Raw genomic sequence first — 18,775 nt, forward strand, 5'->3', positions numbered from 1 at the left:
ACTTCGCGATGCGAGTGCGCGGCGCAATGTCTCACCGGATCCTGGGACCCGCGTCCGTACAGTTCAAAACGCGCAGGACCTGATGAAGAAAATCGTTCCGCAGAATATAAGTCCTTCCTCGGCTCATTCCTCGATCGTGAAACGAGGAGTGAAAGAACCGAGTTATTTCACTTCGAACCTGCTCGAACACTGGCTGATAATCAGACCTTGGTGGCGCCGAATTGCGATTGCCACAGCTCTCGGCGTGCTGATTACCTTTGTGATGTCTGAGTTCGTGATGAGCCATTGGTATCAGGCGACGGCAATGATCAGGCCGGCATCGCAGCAAGGCCCGGTTTCGCCGCTGGCAATGATGCTCGGGAATTCCTCCTTCAGCGCGGCGCTGGGCAATATGATTTCCTCGTCCGCTGGCTTGTCCGAACAGTTGCCGAGCGACGCCGGTGAGTACGTCGATCTGATGCAATCACACGATCTCACGGTTGCACTCATCAAGCGGCATAATCTCGGTCCTATCCTCGATCATAAGTCCCTCGTAACTAGGCTGCTCGAACCGTTTGACCGCCTGTTGAACGCAGTGGTCGGGCTTTTCGTCGCGCCGGACCCTGGCTCGACCGATCGCATGTGGCATTGGTACGAACAGATGCAACGGCGCTTCGCGGTTGACTACGACAGCATGCAGGGAAATCTCACGCTGACATTTCTCGACCGTGACCCTGAGACCGCCAAGAAAATTCTGGGCTACTATATCGATGATCTGAGGGAGAAGTTGCGCAGGCGTACGATTGAGAATACCAGCGCGGCAATCGAATCGCTCCAGGAAGCATTGCAGCAAACTCCCGATCCGCTGGTGCAACAGCAGGTGGCGCAGATCATCGCACAGGAGATTCAGCAGGAAAAAACTGCGCAGGCTGAGGCGGATTTTGCCTTCTCCGTGACGGATCCACCCTACGTCCCGCAGCACATCTACAAACCGAACCCCTTGCTGCTTTGCCTGATCGCCGCGCTCGCCGTTCCATTTCTCGCGCTCGTCGTGCTTGAGCTGCACGCCAACGTATATGTGCCATTTCGCGAGGCCGACCAGGCGCTTGATCGAGGGACCGCGAATGACATGGACGGCGCGGCGCATGACAGGTCGATCGACGAATCCAGGTCGCGGCCCGCGAACTAGCTCGCCACCTTGTTTTCAACCGGATTGACCCACTTAATCGAAAGTCGCCTTGGATGGTCCGGACGGGGGCCCGCCCGGTTGCGGATGGACCGATAAATCGCCGAATCTGGTCGGATCAGGATAAGGATCATCAAAACGCAGGATCGTCTATCGATGATTAGGGAGCGCAACGCCCAAGCGCAGGTCGCCGGAATTCTTCCGCCGAGGTACAACGTATGGCGACAGTCGTTTGACGAGTTGGTGCAGCGCAGTTTGAAGGGCGAATGCGCCGTTCTTGATGTCGGCGCCGGCCGAAAACCAACCTTTCCTCGCGATCGGCGCTCGCCGAATTGCTACTACGCCGGGTTGGATTTGTCGGCAGCCGAACTCGCCAAGGCCCCGCCCGGATCCTATGACGGCAGCTGGGCTAGCGATATCACCCGGAAGGTACCCGAACTCGAGGGGCGCTTCGACCTGGTGCTAAGCTGGCAGGTCCTCGAACATGTGAAGCCGCTGGACGCCTCGATCGAGAACATCCGCAGTTATCTGCGCCCGGGAGGCAGGCTAATCGCTACGCTCTCCGGTGCATTCTCGACTTATGGCCTTATTAATCAGGTCGTGCCTGCCCGCGTGGGTGTTTGGGCGATGAGCAAGCTGCTCGGACGCGACCCCGAGACCGTGTTTCCCGCCTACTACGATCATTGCTGGCAAACCGCGCTGGAACGAATGCTGAGTCATTGGACAAGGTTCGAAGTAGTTCCATTTTATATCGGTGCTTCGTACTTCCGCTTTTCCAGGACTCTTCAGCGCATCTACCTTGGTTACGAAGACTGGGCGCTGAGGGGCAAGCACTTCAACCTTGCGACTCACTACCTGATCGATGCCACGAAATAGTTCTTTTTCCTCTACGAGACCAGGGCGTTCTTGCTAGCGCCGATCGACGATGAATTCAAGCGGGAAAATCTAGTGCATAAGGATCGACATGGTTCCCGCTAAGAGTCGGCTGAAGCATTTCATTGCGCGCACTCGGCTGCTGGGGCGCGTCATCATGGTTCCGATGCGGATTAAGCCCGCGATGAAGTACGTCGGCGATCCGATTAAGCAGCTCGCTATCTGGCTGGTGCAGTCCCGCGAGTACACTAACTTCACCTATGACCTCGATAGCACCAATCGACAGTACCTGGCCGCCTTCGTCGCACAGATTACGGGCAAGTCGTATTCGGAGGTGAGCGGATACATCGCGGAACTCGAAAATGATAAACGACTGGCGGCTCATATCCTGCAGGTGACGAGCAACAGTCTGCTGCGAAGCTTCGCCGATTCGAGCGTAAGGTACGCCCGACGGCTTGGCTGGTATGCGATAGTAAGAGCGAACAGGCCAAGAGTGGTGATCGAAACCGGCGTGGACAAGGGGCTCGGCGCCTGCGTCCTTACAGCCGCACTATCAAGGAACTCCGAAGAAGGTTACCCGGGCTACTACTACGGTCTGGATATAAATCCGGACGCGGGTTACCTGCTATGCGGCGAGTACCAGAAGTTTGGCGAGATTGTTTACGGTGATTCGATCGAAACGTTGAAGTCGTTTTCCGAACCGATCGATCTTTTCATTAACGACAGCGACCATTCGGCAGGCTACGAAGCCGCCGAGTACGAGACGATTAGCAATAAATTGAGCGACGATTCGATAGTGCTCGGAGACAATGCGCATCTAACCACTAAGTTGTTGGAGTTTGCCGATCGAACTGGAAGAGAATTCCTTTACTTCCAGGAAAAGCCTCTTCGGCATTGGTACCCGGGTGCCGGGATTGGAGCCGCATTCAAGCGTGCCAATGCAGCCGGAGAAGCGGCCGCGGCGAGTAAGCGCGAGCATCCGGGAGCGATTCGGGGTGTTGTGCGCGGGCTATAGCCGGCGGCAATAAGTCATAAATTGGGCTCATTCGGACCCAGACCCCAGGTCGCGGAGATTTCTCAGGGCATTGCCAGTGCAATCGCGGACGCTCCGTTTGCGCCCGTCTTGCCGGGCGAGGTGGAAAGGAAAGCCCGGCTCTATCGACGCTTCGACCGCTATCTCAGCGGAGGAAATGTGTTGGTCGAGCTCGGATGTGGGGATGGCGGCGCACTCGATCAATTCCATTCCAGGTATCGGATCGCGATCGGAATAGACGGCAGCCTGACACGCTTCAGGATGCGTTCCGGAACGCGGGTCGGCTGGAGCATGGTGTTGGCTGATCTAAATCGGCCTTTCCCGCTAAGAGCAGGGAGTGTCGATGCGGTCTTCCTGAACCAGGTGATCGAGCATCTGGCCGATCCCCGCCATCTGGCCGACGAGGTAAGGCGGCTGCTCAAAGCCGATGGCATCGCCCTGGTCACGACGCCTAACCTCCGCTACCTGGGGCATCTGCAGCGACTGGTCATGCGGGGCAGGGGGCCGCGCACCGGAGATAGTATCGATATCGACGGGCCGTGGGACAACGGGCACATCCACTACTTTACTCATTCCGATCTACGAGAAATTTTTCTGGACGCAGGATTCAAAAAGGTCGAGTCGCGGGCCTTGGTGAATCTGGAGGGCGCGCGGCCTTGGCTGCGCAACCTGCTCGACCGAAGATCGTCCTCGTATATTGTGCGCGAGTTCCTTTCCGGCAATATCCTTCTCACAGCGACCAAATGAAAGCGCACTCGCCAATCGTGTCGTGATACCACCGGCTCTTATACCGTTTGAAGTGATTGCTTTGACTCTGGCGCTGCTGGGGCTCCGCAAAAGGCTTCCTATCTGGCCTCTTTCACCGGTCTGGCTCGTCATCGGAGTCTATTTGCCGTTGGCGATTTTAGGCAGGTATGCATTGGCCCTCGGCAGCGGAGTGCCGGGACAGTCGTTCCTGTTCTACTTGCCCAAGAGGACGTTAGACCACGCCTTTGCCTGGTTCCTGCTTCTGCTACTCGCATTCGCGGCGGGCATCTACCTGGAACTCTTTTTTAATGGGAGCCACGAAGGCAAAGTCGTCTTCAAGCCATCGAAGGAGCGCAGCGGCGGCGCGATCCTGGTTGTCGGTGTGGCATTCGCCCTGCTGCTCCTGATCTTCGGGGTAGGATTCAAGGAGCTTTTTTATCGAATCGAATACCTGACCGGCCGCCACAACATTACCAAGATAATCGGGAAAGCGCTCGCGCCGCTTGGGATTACGGCGTGCGGCTACGGCGCGCTCGCCTTCCGCAGCACGCTGATCAGGCTGGCTGCGACCATCGTTGCGATAGGTTACTTCGTGGTTTCGCTTTCCATGGCGACGCGCCTGATGGCGCTGGTGCCGGTCTTGTTCGCAGTTGGATGCTTCTGCGCGCGTCCTCAATCGAGAACTGTTCGTATAATGCTGTATCTGAGTCTTTTCAGTTCTCCCGCGCTACTGCCGATTCCGCTGGCCTTGCGCAATCTACCGGTGCAGGGGCTGATTCCATTTGCTGCCGCTTTGCGAAAAATAGAAGGGATTTTCGGCGTGCGGGGCCTTTTTAAGCACGTTGTCGGAAGCATTTTGATCGCCTTTTCGATGACCGGCTATGTAGGCGAGTCTCACCCGCTCAGCATCAGTTACCTGCTTACTTCGGCCAACCCCTTGCCTGGCAGGATGACGGATTGGTACTTGATCGCCCACCGCTTGATGGTTAACGTTTTCTCGCCTTACAACGGCCTGGGCGAGTTAATGAATTATGGGATTGTCGCTGGCGCAACCTGCTATCTGTTGCTTGGGATGTATTTCGCACACACGGACCGCAAGATAAGGCGGTGGGTAAGACAGGGGAAGATATTGCCCGTTCTGGTTCTGTTCGGGTTTTCCGCCCTGCTTGTACTTATGACCTTGCAATATAATTTGAGGTCGAGCTTCAGGCTGGTGTATTACTCGATGTTCTTCGAGGCGGTCATGTTCTTGTTTGACTCGGGATCTACCACCGAGACTGCGTACAAGCCGATACGACTTGCACGGCCTTCGAGCGCAGTTTGAGTCTCGAGTCCTAATGCCACGCACGCCCCAGCATACCAATATCTGGATAAAACTCGTACAGTCTGAATCGGCGAAATAGGTGAACCTTCTTAGCTCGATTGGTAAAGGTTGGCGTGCTCTGGTTTTAGTGGGTATTATCACCGGAGCTTGCGGCGCCGCAGGTCACTTCGCATCCGAGCTCGAGGCCGGAACCGCAGCCGAGAGATCGGGAATAGTCGCTGTAGCATTTCCAGCTTCTGCGAAGTACGTGTTCTACGTCTCCAATGACGGGAACGATAGGTGGAGCGGAACCCGTCCCGCGCCAGCCGGTGGCGACGGCCCATTCGCCAGCATCGAAAGGGCTCGCGATGCGATTCGCAGTCTCAAGGCTGCCGAAAGACTAGACGGTCCGGTAGACGTGCAGATTCGCGGTGGAACCTATCAGTTGAAAAGTCCGCTAGTTCTGACACCTGGGGATTCCGGTTCGTCGCGGGCACCGATCACCTACGAAGCTTATCCGGGGGAGACTCCGGTGCTTAGCGGCGGCCAAAGGATAACAGGCTGGCGAAAGCTCGGCAACGAGGCGGATAGCGTGTCGCCGGCCGCGAGGGGCGAAGTCTTTGTAGCCGACGTGTCACCGGGATGGCGCTTCAACGATCTGTGGCTGAGTGGCAGATCGCTCTCTCGTTCCGCCGCACCGAATACGGACGACTGGCGTCAATGGCCGCGCGCAACGCCGGCGCGGGGCGTGATCAACGGCTTCTACTTCGCTCCGGGTACGGTCGAACGCTACGCCGACATCACGAGCGCCGAAGTGAACATGGTGCCGTTCATCGGCTCTCATCCGGTCAACTTTCTTGCCCCGATTGCAAACCTCGACGTGCGATCCGGAACTCTTGTCTTTGCGGATGCAGCAAAGGATTCTGTTCTGAAAAAGTATAGGAACGGTGACTATTTCAGAATCGAGAATGTACTTGGAGCGATCGTGCGCCCCGGCCAGTGGAGTGTGAACGCGGACAAAGGAAAGGTTTACTGCTGGCCACCCGCCAATACCGATCTTAACACCGCTGAAGTAGTAGCTCCGCGGCTGCTTGAGGCGATCGAGTTGCGAGGATTCGAGGGGCGTGGAGAGCTGGTCAGGTTCGTCAGGATCCGGGGCCTTACGATTTCACACGTTGACCGGCGCCGTTTGGACCAACCGTTTCCCCCTGGACCGCAGCTTCGGCTGATCAAGTTCGAGACCCAGGATGCGGCAGTGTTGCTATCGGGAGTCGAGGACTGCAGCATCGAGCAGTGCCGCATCACAAACGTAGGCGGGATGGGTGTGCGCGCGACTTATTATGCCCAGCGCATCAGAATTCTAAACAACGAGATCAGTGACTGCGGCGGGAGCGCGATCGCATTTGAAGGCTACGAGGCCGGTACGCACGACGTTAATCGTGACAACCTGATTGCCGGCAATAGCCTGCATCATTGCGCCCAGAGTAGTTGGCGCGGATCCGGTGTTACACTGTTGCAGGCCGGACACGTTACTGTCCAAGACAATAAGATTTACGACTTACCATTCTGCGGAATTCTGGTAAGCGGCTACCCGGTTAGTTGGGTTCGCACACATAGACTCGATCCGAAAGGTAAGATGGCTTCGCCGGAGGGCGTTGTCGAGCCGCCGAATCCGAGTCTCGCACTTCGCCAAGGCGAAATCGGCGACGATCCTCTTACAATCGATAGCGTCAAGAAGTTTATTCCCGGCAGCGTCCTCATAAAGGACAACGTCGTCAGTGACATGATGAAGATCCTGGACGACGGCGGCGGGATTTACGCCGGCTGGAGTCATCACACGGTCATTCAACACAATCGCGTGTACCGCTCCCATCGCGAGATGTCGTATGGAATCTACCTTGACGCGGAGCAGCTCGATACGACCGTGCGCGACAACGTTGTTTACGATTGTCCGGAGGTTGCCTCGCCGAGAATTGGAGCCGCCTTATACCTGAACAATACCGGTCGCAACCAGGTAAGGAACAATATCCTGGCGCTGAGCAGCAGGCTTTTTCAGTTTTGGGCGAGCGACGGCGGACAGGTCGCGACTCAGAATATATTCCTGTTCAAGGGGATTCCCGGCGATGCCGTCCTGACAGCGGCTCACAAAGGACGAATGAATTTGCGCGATTTGGGAGTTATCAAGGAACCTCGCAGTCCTTTGTCCGAGATTCTCGAGATGCCTATCTTCGACCCTGCTTACCAGGGCTTCGGCAACAACATGGGGCCTTCGACCATGGACTACAACATTTACTGGAGCACTGGCGGTTACGCAGCGATTCAGCCTTTTGTCGATCATTGGCGCAAAGGTGGATGGGATCAGCACTCGATTGTAAGCGATCCGCTGTTCGTGAATGCCGAAGCCGGGGACTTTCGCTTGCGAGCAGGATCCCCCGCGCCCGGCGTAGGATTTCATCCGTTCGAGATTCCCGCCGCGAACTGAGCACGACTGATACTGCGCGACAAGACTAGTGTTACCTCGTTATTCTTACTGAGGTTTTTCGGAATGATGCCGTCTCAAATGCTCGTAGCTGAAGATAAGAACCTCGTGATTCGCCGGCCGGGACAGTGACAGGATGAGCGAACTTTCAGAGCGGCTTCCGCCGGTCCAGGTAGAAGACATCGAGCCAGCGGGACGTCCTGCCCGAGCACAAATCGGATCGTCCACGCTGGCCCTTGGTGCGATTGTCAGTCTCGGCGGACGGCTGGCGGGACGAGCTTTTAGGATGTCGGTCGAGATCGCGCTTGCCCGGCTGTTAGGACCCGCCGGCTACGGCCTGTATGCGGTTGGGTTTACTTTGTTTGTTATCACGGCCGTCATTTCACCGCTGGGGCTTGATCAGGGCGTCATCTATTTCGGTGCCCGCTATTTGCACGACGACGCCGGACGGTTCAAAGGGGTGCTGTTCAGATCTGTCGGCTACACTGTGCTAGCCGGGTCGATCCTGGCGATAGGATGTTTTCTACTAGCGCCCTGGCTGGCAAACGATATATTCCGCAAGCCCGCACTGACCTTTGTATTTAGAGGTTTTGCGCTTGCAATCCTGATGGCTGCTGCGTTGAAGACGATGGGTGCGGCCACGAGGATTTCTCATAACATGAGACGCAGCGTGCTGGCCGAGGAGCTGGTTCCGCCGGTATCCACGCTGCTGCTGATACTGGTATTTTTTCACCTGGGATGGGGAGTCCACGGCGCAGTTCTGGCGGTTTCGATATCGTTTACGCTCGCGGCCTGCGTCGCAGCCTATTGTCTATGCGAACTGTTCCCGGTCCTGCTATCACCTGCCGTGAAAGCAGTCGGCGATTCGGGCGGGCTCATTAGGTTCTCGCTTGCAACCGGAGCGCTGGTAGGCCTGACCAATATCTACTACGGCCTCGATCGCTTCCTGGTGGCGTATTTTTGGGCTGCGCGCGATGTCGGGATTTATCAGGCGGCCGCGCAGACTTCCAACCAGTTCGTCACGATCGTCGGCGCTTTCAGTATGGCATTGACGCCGATGATCGCTGACTTATACCATCACGGCGAGATTGAACGGCTGAACGAACTTTTCAAAGTCAGTACCAAGTGGGCGCTTTACCTGAGCTTGCCGCTATTTGCGGTTATCTGGGTCGCGCCCGGCGATTTCATGGCGGCTTTGTATGGCGAACACTACCGGAGCGGCGGGCTGATTCTCGCCGTTCTCGCAGTCGGACAGCTAATCAACGTAGCGACGGGCGCGGTGTTTTTTCTGGCAGTGATGACCGGTCAGCAGAAGCGTCTGATCCAGGCTTCGGCGGTGGCGGTCGCCGTGACTGTAGGTCTCGATTTCCTGCTGATACCGCGCATCGGCCCTGTAGGGGCAGCTCTCGGGACGACGTTGGTTGGCGGCGGAATGTGGATTTTCATGTTGCTGCAACTGCGCTCGGTGCTAGGTCTTTGGCCATTTGACAGGCGTTATCTTAAGGGGCTGACTATCGCCGCGATGTGCGTCGCTTTTCTGGTGGCCTTGCATTCGAGCCTTGGTGCCTCGCCGCAAGTCACGATCATCGTGATGGGCGTCTGCAGCGTCGCGATATTCGCGGTTGCTCTTCCGGCGCTGGGACTCGATCTCGAAGATAGCGAGTTGCTAGCACTCATTCGGTCCCGGTTATTTAACGTAGTTAAGTGAAGAGGAAAATGGAGGAGTCAGTAAAGCTGCTATACGTGTGCGGGGCTGGACGCAGCGGCAGTACAATCCTTGACCGCATGCTGGGACAAGTCGAGGGATTTTTCTCGGCCGGAGAGATACGGGTCTTGTGGGACCGCGCCCTCGCTCAGCACTTGCTGTGCGGGTGTGGCTTGCCGCTGGACGATTGTCCGGTGTGGGGAGACATCATCAGGAACTCGGTAGGTGGTGACAATAGTAATGGCGGCGATGACGTCAGAAACATCCGGCAATCCGCGCGAACTCTTGCCACCCCCTTAATTCTACTGCCCGGAGGGCGAAAGCTGCTCAGATCGATGACGCTACGGCACGTCGATCGAATCGCGGCGGTGTACAAGGCGATCGTCAAACAGACCGGATGCCGGGTGATCGTCGATTCATCGAAGGTTCCTGCTTACAGTTACCTGCTTTCACAGGTACCGGGCATCGAACTATACGTGGTGCATCTCGTGCGGGACCCGCGCGCGGTCGCGTACTCCTGGCAAAAGAGCAAGTCGCGTCCGGACATGCGCAAGGTTACGGGAGCTCCCAGCGAGATGACTCGCTTCGGGCTGGTAACGAGTTCTCTCATCTGGGCGATGGAGAACATTGCATCGGAAATGCTTTGGCAGCGCTCCGAGAGACCGTATCTAAGGCTCAGCTATGAAGAGTTCGCAACACATCCTAAAGCTGCGCTGGACTCAATCTTTCGCTTGCTCGGCGAGACCCCCGCGACCACTCCCTTCGTGAGCGATAGCGAAGTGAAGCTCAGCGTGAACCATACGGTGGCTGGAAATCCCGACCGAATGAGCACTGGGCTGGTCAAGCTCCGGGTTGACGACGAGTGGCGGGCGCGGCTGGCTCCGATGAACCGTCGTCTTGTAGAAGTTCTGACCTTTCCGGTTTTGCACAGGTATGGATACTCGGTTAACGGTGCCTAGTTACACCTCGAGGCGGCCGGAACCCTCGGCTGCGAACCGATGATCGTTTCGAACTTCGCACTGGAGCCCATCAACTTTACCAATAACTCTGAGGCGTCATGATATCTAACGACAAACTCCAGGTTTCACGGTACTGGGATAACAGGCCGTGTGGCTCATCGCTCGCCGGCGAGGCGGCGCCGGGCACTCCCGAATTCTTTGATCGCACGGAAATGGTTCGTTATCAACGAGAGCCATTCATCCAGCGCTTCGCGCGCTTCGACGAATGGAGCGGCAAGTCGGTGCTGGAAGTCGGATGCGGAACGGGCTCCGATTTGTCGATGTTTGCACGACATGGCGCTCATACCTTCGGCTTGGACCTTACGCATGCCGGAGCGACGCTTGCGACACAGCGCTTACGGCATCACAAGGCGGCCGGGTCCGCGATGGTTGCCGATTGCGAGTCCGCGCCTTTCGCTGACGACACCTTCGACCTGGTGTACTCGTGGGGAGTTATACATCACTCGCCGAACACCGCGTTAGCAGCGAAAGAGATAGTGCGTGTGACCAAGCCGGGCGGGCGCATAGTAGTGATGATATACAATCGGAAATCGCTGGTCGCGCTCCAGGCGTACTTAATGTACGGTTTCTTGAAAGGAAGACCCACGCGTCCGCTCGCAGATATTATGGCATCGCATCTGGAAAGCCCCGGTACCAAGGCCTTCACGGAAGACGAAGCGCGCGCGATGTTCTCCACGCTCGAGGACGTCAGGATCACGCCGGTTGTCACTATTTACGACCTACGTATCGGGCGCGAGCGATTTCTGCCGCAGTGGATGTGTTCGCTGGTGCCTCAGCGGCTCGGCTACTTTATGGTAATCGACGGCCGCAAACCTATGAGCGCGAATGCAGCCGCAAAGCCACCAGCAGATGTTACATCGCTAACCGAACCGCGCAACGCGAACTAGCAACTCTTCATCGCCGGGCGTTTAACAGGAAGTCACTTAGATGGCCGCAATCTCCAGAATTCAGCTACCACTTCATGCGATGCTGGCATGCCCGCAGTGCCGCGGAAGTCTGGTAGCGACCTCGCACGATCTGCGTTGCGAGAGTTGCGTGAAGACTTATCCCATCGTAGACGGCATACCACTGCTACTGCTTGATCTTAAGGCGGCCGAGCACGACGAACTGGACCATCATAACGGCCATCATACACACAATGAGCGCGAGCGGCAGAAGGACTTCTTCGACAATGAAGTCGAACCGGAGTTTGAGATAACCCGCCCGCGGGGAACGCCTGCGCTGTATAGCTGGTACTACGCCGAAAAATTTCGCAAAAGTATCGCCAACCTGGAATCGCTGCTTGATGGATCGACCGTGCTGACGGTATGCGGCGGCTCCGGCATGGACGCGGAATTTCTCGCGTCACGAGGCGCTCGCGTAATAGCATCGGACCTCTCGCTCGGCGCAGCCAAGCGCGCCAGCGAGCGTGCGCGGCGTTTCGGCCTCGCGATCGAACCGATCGTCGCCGACGTCGAGCGTTTGCCGTTCGCCGATCGCGCCGTGGACGTAGCTTATGTGCACGACGGGTTGCATCACATCGAGAACCCTTTCGCGGGACTCAAGGAGATGACCCGGGTGGCTCGTTCGGCAATCTCAGTGACCGAACCAGCCGACGCGATAGCTACCAAGATCGCCATCTACCTGGGGCTGGCTTTGGAACGGGAAGAAGCGGGCAATCGAGTCGCGAGAATGCGCCGGCATGAGATCGCGCAATTTCTCGAACAGGCGGGCTTCAAGGTGGTTAGCGCTCAGCGCTATGTGATGTACTATCAGCACAATCCTGGCCGCCTTATCGAATTTCTATCCAAGCCGGGTCTGCTGGGCGTATCGCAGGGCGCGGTGATCCTCAGCAACCTTCTGATCGGGCGTTGGGGCAATCGCCTGGGAGTAACTGCGACTCGCGTGACCGGCACATGATAGTTCGCCGGTCGCAGCCTCCGTATCGGTTCATGGCGAGTGTCGATCGGATTCCGTGAAGCTATGAAAATACTGTTCTTAGGCAGCAACTACTGGCCGGACGAAACCGGTAACGCTATGTTCGTGACCGGGCGATGCGAGTATCTCGCATCGCGAGGCCACAACGTCACAATCTGTACGGGCTTTCCTTATTATCCAGAATGGCGGCCACGGGAAGAGTATCGCGGGCGGTACTTCATGCGCGAGAAACACAACGGGGTCGAGATAGTCCGCTCGCCTCTGTACGTGCCGCAACGGATCACTTCGATGGGCCGCATCCTGCATGAAATCTCGTTTATAGCCTCTTCGTTGGTGACGGCTATGTGGCAGGAAAAGCCAGACTTGCTTTATATTGTGTCGGCGCCGCTCGGACTTGCCGTGTCCGCTTACCTTCTAAGCCATCGCTGGAGAATTCCATATGTCTTTTACGTGGCCGACATGCAGCCCGATACGGCTGCTCACCTCAATATGCTCCCGGCGCCGGTGATGAGATTCCTCTACGCCCTTGAGAGCTTCGCCTATCGCAACGCTGCCTTGATCCCGACGCTTACCGAAGGGATGCGGCAGAAGATTATTTCCAAAGGGATCGCGCCCGAAAAGGTTGTGATCTTTTCGCATTGCGCAAACCAACCTTTGTTCGACATTCCCGCCCATAGAGGCGGACAGAGCTTCCGCCGCACCCACAATCTCGAAGGTCAATTCATCGTATTGCATTCCGGGAACATCGGTGTGAAGCAGGGACTCGAGGTGGTAGTCGAGGCAGCCGCGCGCACGCGCCAAAATTCGGCGATTACCTATGTGCTGGTGGGAGACGGCGCGGCACGTCCAGTGCTTCAACAACGCACGGCGGAATTAGGTCTCAGCAATGTTCGTTTCCTGCCGATCCAACCTAAGGAGGTTTTCTGGGACATGCTGGGAGCCGCCGATGTCTGCGTGATCACCGAGAAGTCGTCAGTCGGCGATATCCTGTTCCCGGGAAAGACAGTGGACTTTTTATCCGCAGGCCGTGCGGTTATCGCCTCGATCTCCGTAACGAACGAAGCAGCGCGGATAGTAAGTGGCGTGGGCGCGGGACTTGTAGTGACACCCGAGGATCCCGACGCGTTTGCTGCGGCCGTGACTTATCTCAAGGATAACGAAACCGAACGGATGAAGATGGGTGAACGCGGTCGAGCTTACGCGCGCGAGCATTGGGACCGTCACCGCATACTTCCAGTTATGGAGTCGACACTCGCTGCTCTGGTGAGAGGGGGCGACCTTCGACAGCAAGCAGCCTAATAGGGAGGAGAAATGGCAAAACGAGCACTAGTAACCGGAGCGGGCGGATTCATCGGGCATCACCTGGTCACCTACCTGAAGCAGCAGGGATACTGGGTGCGGGGAGCCGACCTTAAGCGCCCCGAATTTACTCCAGCAGATGCCGACGAGTTTCTGCAGGTCGATCTAAGGCGCTGGGAACACTGCCTTGCGGCCACCAAGGGTGTGGACGAGGTCTATGCGCTTGCGGCAGATATGGGCGGGATGGGCTTCATCTCGAGCCATCACGCCGAAATCCTTCACAACAATTCGCTGATCAACATTCACACCCTCGATGCTGCACGGGAAAACGGGGTCAAGCGCTACCTCTATACTTCGTCGGCCTGCATCTATCCAGAATTCAAGCAGACTGAGACCAACGTCACGCCTCTCCGCGAGGAAGATGCATACCCGGCTATGCCGCAGGATGCCTACGGATGGGAAAAGCTGGTGACCGAGCGGCTATGCACTCATTACCGCGAAGACTACGGTATCGAGACGCGCATCGTGCGGTTTCATAACATCTTCGGTCCGCTCGGCACCTGGGAAGGCGGCCGCGAGAAGGCGCCGGCTGCGATGTGCCGCAAGATCGCGATCGCCAAGCTCACCGGACATCCTGAAATCGAAATCTGGGGCGACGGACTCCAAACCCGCTCGTTCTGCATGATCGATGACTGCGTAATCGGAATTTGCAAGCTGATGAATTCCGACTACCACGAGCCGCTCAACCTCGGGCAGGATCGCATGGTGACTATCGATCAACTAGCGGACATCGTCGCGCACGCGGCCAACTTCAAGATAACCAAGAAGCATGTTCCAGGACCGCAAGGAGTCCGCGGAAGGAACTCCGACAATACGCGGTTGCGCCAGGTACTCGGATGGGAGCCGAAAATCAGCCTCGAGGACGGCCTTGCGCGAACCTACAAGTGGATCGAAAACCAGGTCCGCGAACGCATCAGGCTGAACGGCGAGGGGGCCTTCCGTAGTGCCAGCTGAGAGTAAGACTTTAAACGCGGAGAGAGATATGGGGATATCGGTTGTAGGACTCGGCAAACTCGGCGCGTGCATCGCAGCCAGCGCCGCGAGCAAAGGGATGCAGGTAGTTGGCGTGGACTCCAATCCGCGCAACGTCCGGTTGATCAATGACGGCCTGCCGACGGTGGTCGAGCCCGGCCTGGCGGAGATGATTTCCGCTAACCGGGAGCGCCTGAAGGCCACTTCGGACTACCAGTCAGCTATCAACCAGACCGACATGACCTTTGTGGTGGTGCCGACTCCGTCAGATCAGGACGGCAAATTCTCGCTCAGCTTCGTGCTCGAGGCGCTCAAGTCGATCGGGGCCGCGCTCGCGAACAAGGCCGGGTTTCACGTCGTCATAATAACCAGCACCGTGTTGCCCGGCTCGACGCAGGTAGCGCTGGTGCCGGCGCTTGAGAAAGCCTCCGGCAAGAAATGCGGCCGCGATTTCGGCGTTTGCTACAATCCCGAGTTCATTGCGCTCGGCGATGTGATCCATGGCCTGCTCAATCCTGATTTCATCTTGATGGGCGAATCCGACGCGAAGACCGGCGTTCTGCTCGAGGACTTTTATAGCCGCTTCTGCGACAATCATCCGCCCGTGCGCCGCATGAACTTCGTCAATGCCGAACTCACCAAGATTTCGGTCAATACCTACGTCACTACCAAGATCTCCTTCGCCAACATGCTGGCTGCGATCTGTGAAGAGCTGCCCGGCGGGGACGTCGATGTCGTCACGGCGGCGCTCGGCAATGACGCGAGAATTGGCCGACGCTATCTGACCGGCGCGCTGGGATACGGCGGCCCGTGCTTTCCGCGCGATAACCAGGCGCTTGGCTACATCGCGCGCGAACTTGGATGCGACGCCAGTCTCGCCGATGCCACCGATAAGACCAATCAGGTACAGCTTGACCGGCTGCTTAAGCGCGTTCGCTCCGCCATATCGCCCGAGATGACTGTCGGCGTGCTAGGTGTGGCTTACAAGCCCGACACCAACGTGGTCGAAGAGTCACAGGGCCTGATTATCGCGCAGCGGTTAGCGTCCGACGGACGCAAGGTAATAGTCTTCGATCCTTTCGCGATGGACAACGCGCGCCGGGTGCTGAATCACTCGGTGCAGTACGCGGAAACGATGGCCGAGTGTCTGCGCCGGTCCAACGCATTGATCATCGCCAATCCATGCCGCGAATTTCGCGCTATCAAGAAAAGCGATTTGCCGCGCGGCGAAAAGCCAACCATCGTGTTCGACTGCTGGCGGATTCTTCGCGACGAACTGGCCGGCTGCGATTGGGTGAACTATTTTTCGGTTGGCTCCACGGTCGGCGAAACTGCCGGTGCGGCCCGTATCGCCGCGATGTGGGATCTCAGCCGCCTTAGTTGACCGAAGGCGCCTTAAGTCAAGAATCGGAGAAGATGACCGATGAATAGAGCGCGCAAGCCCGTTCATATCGAGCCCAAGGGCTGGGGCAGGGAAGTATGGATTGCCAACAATCCGCTCTATTGCGGCAAAATTCTGGAAATCAAGAAGGGTAAGCGCTGCTCGCTTCATTACCACAAGCTCAAGACCGAATCGTTTTACCTCCGCGCAGGCCGTCTTATGGTTCGAATCAAGGAATCGCCTGAGGCCGTGGAAGTCGAAGAGTTCGAGTTAGGCCCCGGAGACTGCATGGACATAGCTCCCGGCCTGGTCCATCAGATGGTTGCGCTGGAAGACGCGGAACTGTTCGAATTCTCAACCCAGCACTTCAATAGCGATTCGCACCGGATCGCCAAAGGTGACTGAAGCACCGCGTCCGAGCATGGCAGTCAGGTAACCAGCCAAGTCAGACGCGCGATGAGCAAGGTTGCGCTTATTACCGGTGTTACCGGACAGGATGGCTCATATCTCGCCGAGCTCCTGATAAGCAAGGGTTACGAGGTGCACGGCATGATGCGCCGGACCTCGATGTTCACCACGGCGCGCATCGATCATCTGCGCGAAAGCATCGGCGCTCGATCCGTCAATCTGCAACTCCACTACGGCGACCTGGGCGACGGAACCGGGATGCGGAGGATCCTGGGAATCGCGATGCCCGACGAGGTGTACAACCTGGCGGCGCAATCGCACGTGCGGATATCCTTCGATCAGCCGGAATACACCTTCGACGTTGTAGGCGTCGGCGCCTTGCGGCTGCTCGAGGCGATTCGCGACCATATTCAAACCACCGGCTCCGAGGTCCGCTACTACCAGGCAGGGTCGTCCGAGATGTACGGCAAGGTGGCGGAGAGTCCCCAACACGAGATGACACCCTTTCATCCGAGGAGTCCCTACGCCTGCGCCAAGGTGTACGCCTACTGGCAGACCGTGAACTATCGCGAAGCCTATAAGATGTACGCGGTCAACGGGATCCTGTTCAATCACGAATCACCGCGCCGGGGCGAGAATTTCGTTACCCGCAAAATCACCCGCAGTGCCGCCCGCATCAAGCTCGGACTTCAATCAAAACTCGCGCTAGGCAATCTCAACGCCAAGCGTGACTGGGGGTTTGCCGGCGACTACGTAGAGGCGATGTGGTTGATGCTGCAGCAGCCGGGCCCGGACGACTTTGTGGTTGCGACTGGCGAGACCCATACCGTCCAGGAATTTCTCGAGGCGGTTTTCGATCGTCTAAATCTTGACTGGCGGAAATACGTCGAGATTGAGCAGCGGTTGTTTCGGCCCGCCGAAGTTGACCTGCTGCTGGGTGACGCGGCCAAGGCGCGCCGCATTCTAGGCTAGAAGCCAGAAGTGACCTTTCCCCGGTTGGTTGAAATGATGGTCCAGGCCGATTTGGATCTGGCCGAAAGGGAAAAGCGTGTGGCGGGATAGGGTATGCGGGATCCCGCTCTCCTCATCTTGCTAGATAATGTTGCGATGCCTAGCGGCTGAATCGCGCCAGCCTTGGTGTTCGTTCGCCGGATCAGCGTGGAGCGCCGCACGTCATAGCCGCCAGGCGCCGCGGAGATAGCGCCTCAAGTGAAATAGAACGCGGCGGTGTCCGGCCGATAAACGCGTGGGAGCCAGAGCGGGCGGCGGAGATTCTCTGGCCCAGGCGCCGGCCGCGCCATCGCTAGCCATCGCAGGTAAACTTGGTGCGATAGCTCGGTGTCGACAAAGATGTCGCCATAGCGATCATCGGGGCCAGGACGCTCGACGTAAACCTTCTGATGCCAGCAGTGCTGACCGCTCACGGGGTCGGGTTGCACAGGAAAAATAAGATTCTGATGCACGCCGGCATCTTCCCACCAGATGCGTGCGGAGTCGGGGTCGTCGCTCTGAAACGGTTGCACGCCGTGCACTTGGCGCATCTTCCATTGGCCGGGGGCGAGTTGGGTCAAATTCACCACCGCGGTTGCCCAGCGCGACCCGGCCGCATCCTCGCCTAGCCGCCAGCGCCCCAGATGGTGGGAGCAAGCGATAACGCCCGGGCGAATTCCCTCGGTCACCCACACCTTGTCGACGAAGTAACCGATCTCGCTGTGAATCTTCAGAAGGTCGCCGGTGGCGACGCCGAATTTCTCGGCATCGATCGGATGCAGCCAAAGCGGATTGCTGTTCGATATCTCATATAGCCACTTCGCGTTGCCCGAGCGCGTGTGAATCAGCGTCGGCAACCGAAACGTCGGCAGTAGCAGCATCTCGCCCTTAGCCCGGTCGATCTGCGCAAAATGGACGTGGCTGCGGATGTAGCCCGGAATCGCGTGCTCGGGCCATCCCCAATCCTTGAGAGTCTTTGAATAGAATTCGAGCTTGCGCGAGGGGGTTGGAAAACCGGCGTGCACCTTGCCGTCGATTTCCACGCCAACGCGTTCGCTGCCAGAGCGCACGACGCGCGTTGTCGGATCGATCGACGCGTTCGCGAGGGCGGCTGGGGCGAGTTCCGATTCGTGCGCAAGGTAGGTGTTGTCCTCTACCAGGAATGCGCCGAACTTGCGCATGTATTCGAGCGGAGTAAGTCCCAACTTGGCGGCGGCCTCGGGCAGACCGGGCACGCTGTGCTCAAATATCCATTGGTAATACTCGTCGACGGCCATTTTTTCGCCGGGCCGGTAAGGCGATTCGAAGTACTTGCGGATGCCCAGCGATCCGTCGAGATCGATCCGCCACGATAGCTCGATCCAGAACTCGTCCTCTTCCCAAACTTCTCCGAGGCCGACCTCGCGATGCGCCTCCCAGGTGGT

The 18,775-nt window shown here is 57.7% G+C and carries 15 protein-coding genes and 1 pseudogene; 15 read left to right on the forward strand and 1 reads right to left on the reverse strand.

Annotation, left to right across the window (positions count from 1 at the left end; all coding sequences use genetic code 11):
- Positions 1-82 precede the first annotated feature (82 nt).
- The 15 genes and pseudogenes from Q7S58_RS10245 to gmd all read left to right on the forward strand — a co-directional run.
- Positions 83-1,168, forward strand: coding sequence for a hypothetical protein (locus tag Q7S58_RS10245; protein WP_304824521.1), 1,086 nt, complete (start codon positions 83-85; stop codon positions 1,166-1,168).
- 153 nt (positions 1,169-1,321) lie between these two features.
- Positions 1,322-2,041, forward strand: coding sequence for a bifunctional 2-polyprenyl-6-hydroxyphenol methylase/3-demethylubiquinol 3-O-methyltransferase UbiG (locus tag Q7S58_RS10250; RefSeq protein WP_304824526.1), 720 nt, complete (start codon positions 1,322-1,324; stop codon positions 2,039-2,041).
- A 181-nt stretch (positions 2,042-2,222) separates the two neighbouring features.
- Positions 2,223-3,053: a class I SAM-dependent methyltransferase gene (locus Q7S58_RS10255; protein WP_304824530.1), complete on the forward strand. Its 831-nt coding sequence runs from the start codon at positions 2,223-2,225 to the stop codon at positions 3,051-3,053.
- 108 nt (positions 3,054-3,161) lie between these two features.
- Positions 3,162-3,818 carry a class I SAM-dependent methyltransferase gene (locus Q7S58_RS10260; protein ID WP_304824533.1) on the forward strand — a complete coding sequence of 219 codons (657 nt, stop codon included), beginning with the start codon at positions 3,162-3,164 and terminating at the stop codon, positions 3,816-3,818.
- Between the two features lie 52 nt (positions 3,819-3,870).
- A complete protein-coding gene (locus Q7S58_RS10265) occupies positions 3,871-5,142 on the forward strand; it encodes a hypothetical protein (RefSeq protein WP_304824536.1) in 1,272 nt (423 codons plus the stop codon).
- A gap of 79 nt (positions 5,143-5,221) precedes the next feature.
- Entirely contained in the window at positions 5,222-7,603 is a 2,382-nt protein-coding gene (locus tag Q7S58_RS10270) for a right-handed parallel beta-helix repeat-containing protein (protein ID WP_304824539.1), read from the forward strand.
- Between the two features lie 133 nt (positions 7,604-7,736).
- On the forward strand, positions 7,737-9,308 hold the full coding sequence (locus Q7S58_RS10275) for a lipopolysaccharide biosynthesis protein (RefSeq protein WP_304824542.1): 1,572 nt from the start codon (positions 7,737-7,739) through the stop codon (positions 9,306-9,308).
- Between the two features lie 8 nt (positions 9,309-9,316).
- Entirely contained in the window at positions 9,317-10,264 is a 948-nt protein-coding gene (locus Q7S58_RS10280) for a sulfotransferase domain-containing protein (RefSeq protein ID WP_304824545.1), read from the forward strand.
- A 212-nt stretch (positions 10,265-10,476) separates the two neighbouring features.
- Complete coding sequence (locus Q7S58_RS10285) at positions 10,477-11,211, forward strand: class I SAM-dependent methyltransferase (RefSeq protein WP_304824548.1); 735 nt, start codon at positions 10,477-10,479, stop codon at positions 11,209-11,211.
- Between the two features lie 79 nt (positions 11,212-11,290).
- A complete protein-coding gene (locus Q7S58_RS10290; RefSeq protein ID WP_370655496.1) occupies positions 11,291-12,223 on the forward strand; it encodes a methyltransferase domain-containing protein in 933 nt (310 codons plus the stop codon).
- A gap of 63 nt (positions 12,224-12,286) precedes the next feature.
- A complete protein-coding gene (locus Q7S58_RS10295) occupies positions 12,287-13,540 on the forward strand; it encodes a glycosyltransferase family 4 protein (protein ID WP_304824554.1) in 1,254 nt (417 codons plus the stop codon).
- Positions 13,541-13,552: 12 nt separating this feature from the next.
- Positions 13,553-14,554, forward strand: a complete 1,002-nt coding sequence (locus Q7S58_RS10300; protein ID WP_304824557.1) for an NAD-dependent epimerase/dehydratase family protein — start codon at positions 13,553-13,555, stop codon at positions 14,552-14,554.
- Between the two features lie 28 nt (positions 14,555-14,582).
- Positions 14,583-15,956, forward strand: coding sequence for a UDP-glucose/GDP-mannose dehydrogenase family protein (locus tag Q7S58_RS10305; protein ID WP_304824561.1), 1,374 nt, complete (start codon positions 14,583-14,585; stop codon positions 15,954-15,956).
- Positions 15,957-15,995: 39 nt separating this feature from the next.
- A complete protein-coding gene (locus Q7S58_RS10310; protein ID WP_304824564.1) occupies positions 15,996-16,358 on the forward strand; it encodes a cupin domain-containing protein in 363 nt (120 codons plus the stop codon).
- A 51-nt stretch (positions 16,359-16,409) separates the two neighbouring features.
- Positions 16,410-17,330, forward strand: a pseudogene (gene gmd / locus Q7S58_RS10315) (GDP-mannose 4,6-dehydratase); the annotation flags it as partial.
- A gap of 236 nt (positions 17,331-17,566) precedes the next feature.
- On the opposite strand, the gene Q7S58_RS10320 reads toward gmd, so the two are convergent.
- A partial coding sequence (locus Q7S58_RS10320) for a molybdopterin dinucleotide binding domain-containing protein (protein ID WP_304824570.1) occupies positions 17,567-18,775 on the reverse strand: 1,209 nt, incomplete at its 5' end.

Origin of the sequence: Candidatus Binatus sp., from assembly GCF_030646925.1 — a bacterium.
In the GTDB taxonomy this organism is placed as follows: Bacteria; Desulfobacterota; Binatia; order Binatales; family Binataceae; genus Binatus.

Bases quoted from the DNA above. Each gene is read 5' to 3' on its own strand.
- Q7S58_RS10245 (WP_304824521.1), top strand. From the start codon at position 83: ATGAAGAAAATCGTTCCGCAGAATATAAGTCCTTCCTCGGCTCATTCC.
- Q7S58_RS10250 (WP_304824526.1), top strand. From the start codon at position 1,322: ATGATTAGGGAGCGCAACGCCCAAGCGCAGGTCGCCGGAATTCTTCCG.
- Q7S58_RS10255 (WP_304824530.1), top strand. From the start codon at position 2,223: ATGAAGTACGTCGGCGATCCGATTAAGCAGCTCGCTATCTGGCTGGTG.
- Q7S58_RS10275 (WP_304824542.1), top strand. From the start codon at position 7,737: ATGAGCGAACTTTCAGAGCGGCTTCCGCCGGTCCAGGTAGAAGACATC.
- Q7S58_RS10280 (WP_304824545.1), top strand. From the start codon at position 9,317: ATGGAGGAGTCAGTAAAGCTGCTATACGTGTGCGGGGCTGGACGCAGC.
- Q7S58_RS10285 (WP_304824548.1), top strand. From the start codon at position 10,477: ATGGTTCGTTATCAACGAGAGCCATTCATCCAGCGCTTCGCGCGCTTC.
- Q7S58_RS10290 (WP_370655496.1), top strand. From the start codon at position 11,291: ATGCTGGCATGCCCGCAGTGCCGCGGAAGTCTGGTAGCGACCTCGCAC.
- Q7S58_RS10295 (WP_304824554.1), top strand. From the start codon at position 12,287: ATGAAAATACTGTTCTTAGGCAGCAACTACTGGCCGGACGAAACCGGT.
- Q7S58_RS10300 (WP_304824557.1), top strand. From the start codon at position 13,553: ATGGCAAAACGAGCACTAGTAACCGGAGCGGGCGGATTCATCGGGCAT.
- Q7S58_RS10305 (WP_304824561.1), top strand. From the start codon at position 14,583: ATGGGGATATCGGTTGTAGGACTCGGCAAACTCGGCGCGTGCATCGCA.
- Q7S58_RS10310 (WP_304824564.1), top strand. From the start codon at position 15,996: ATGAATAGAGCGCGCAAGCCCGTTCATATCGAGCCCAAGGGCTGGGGC.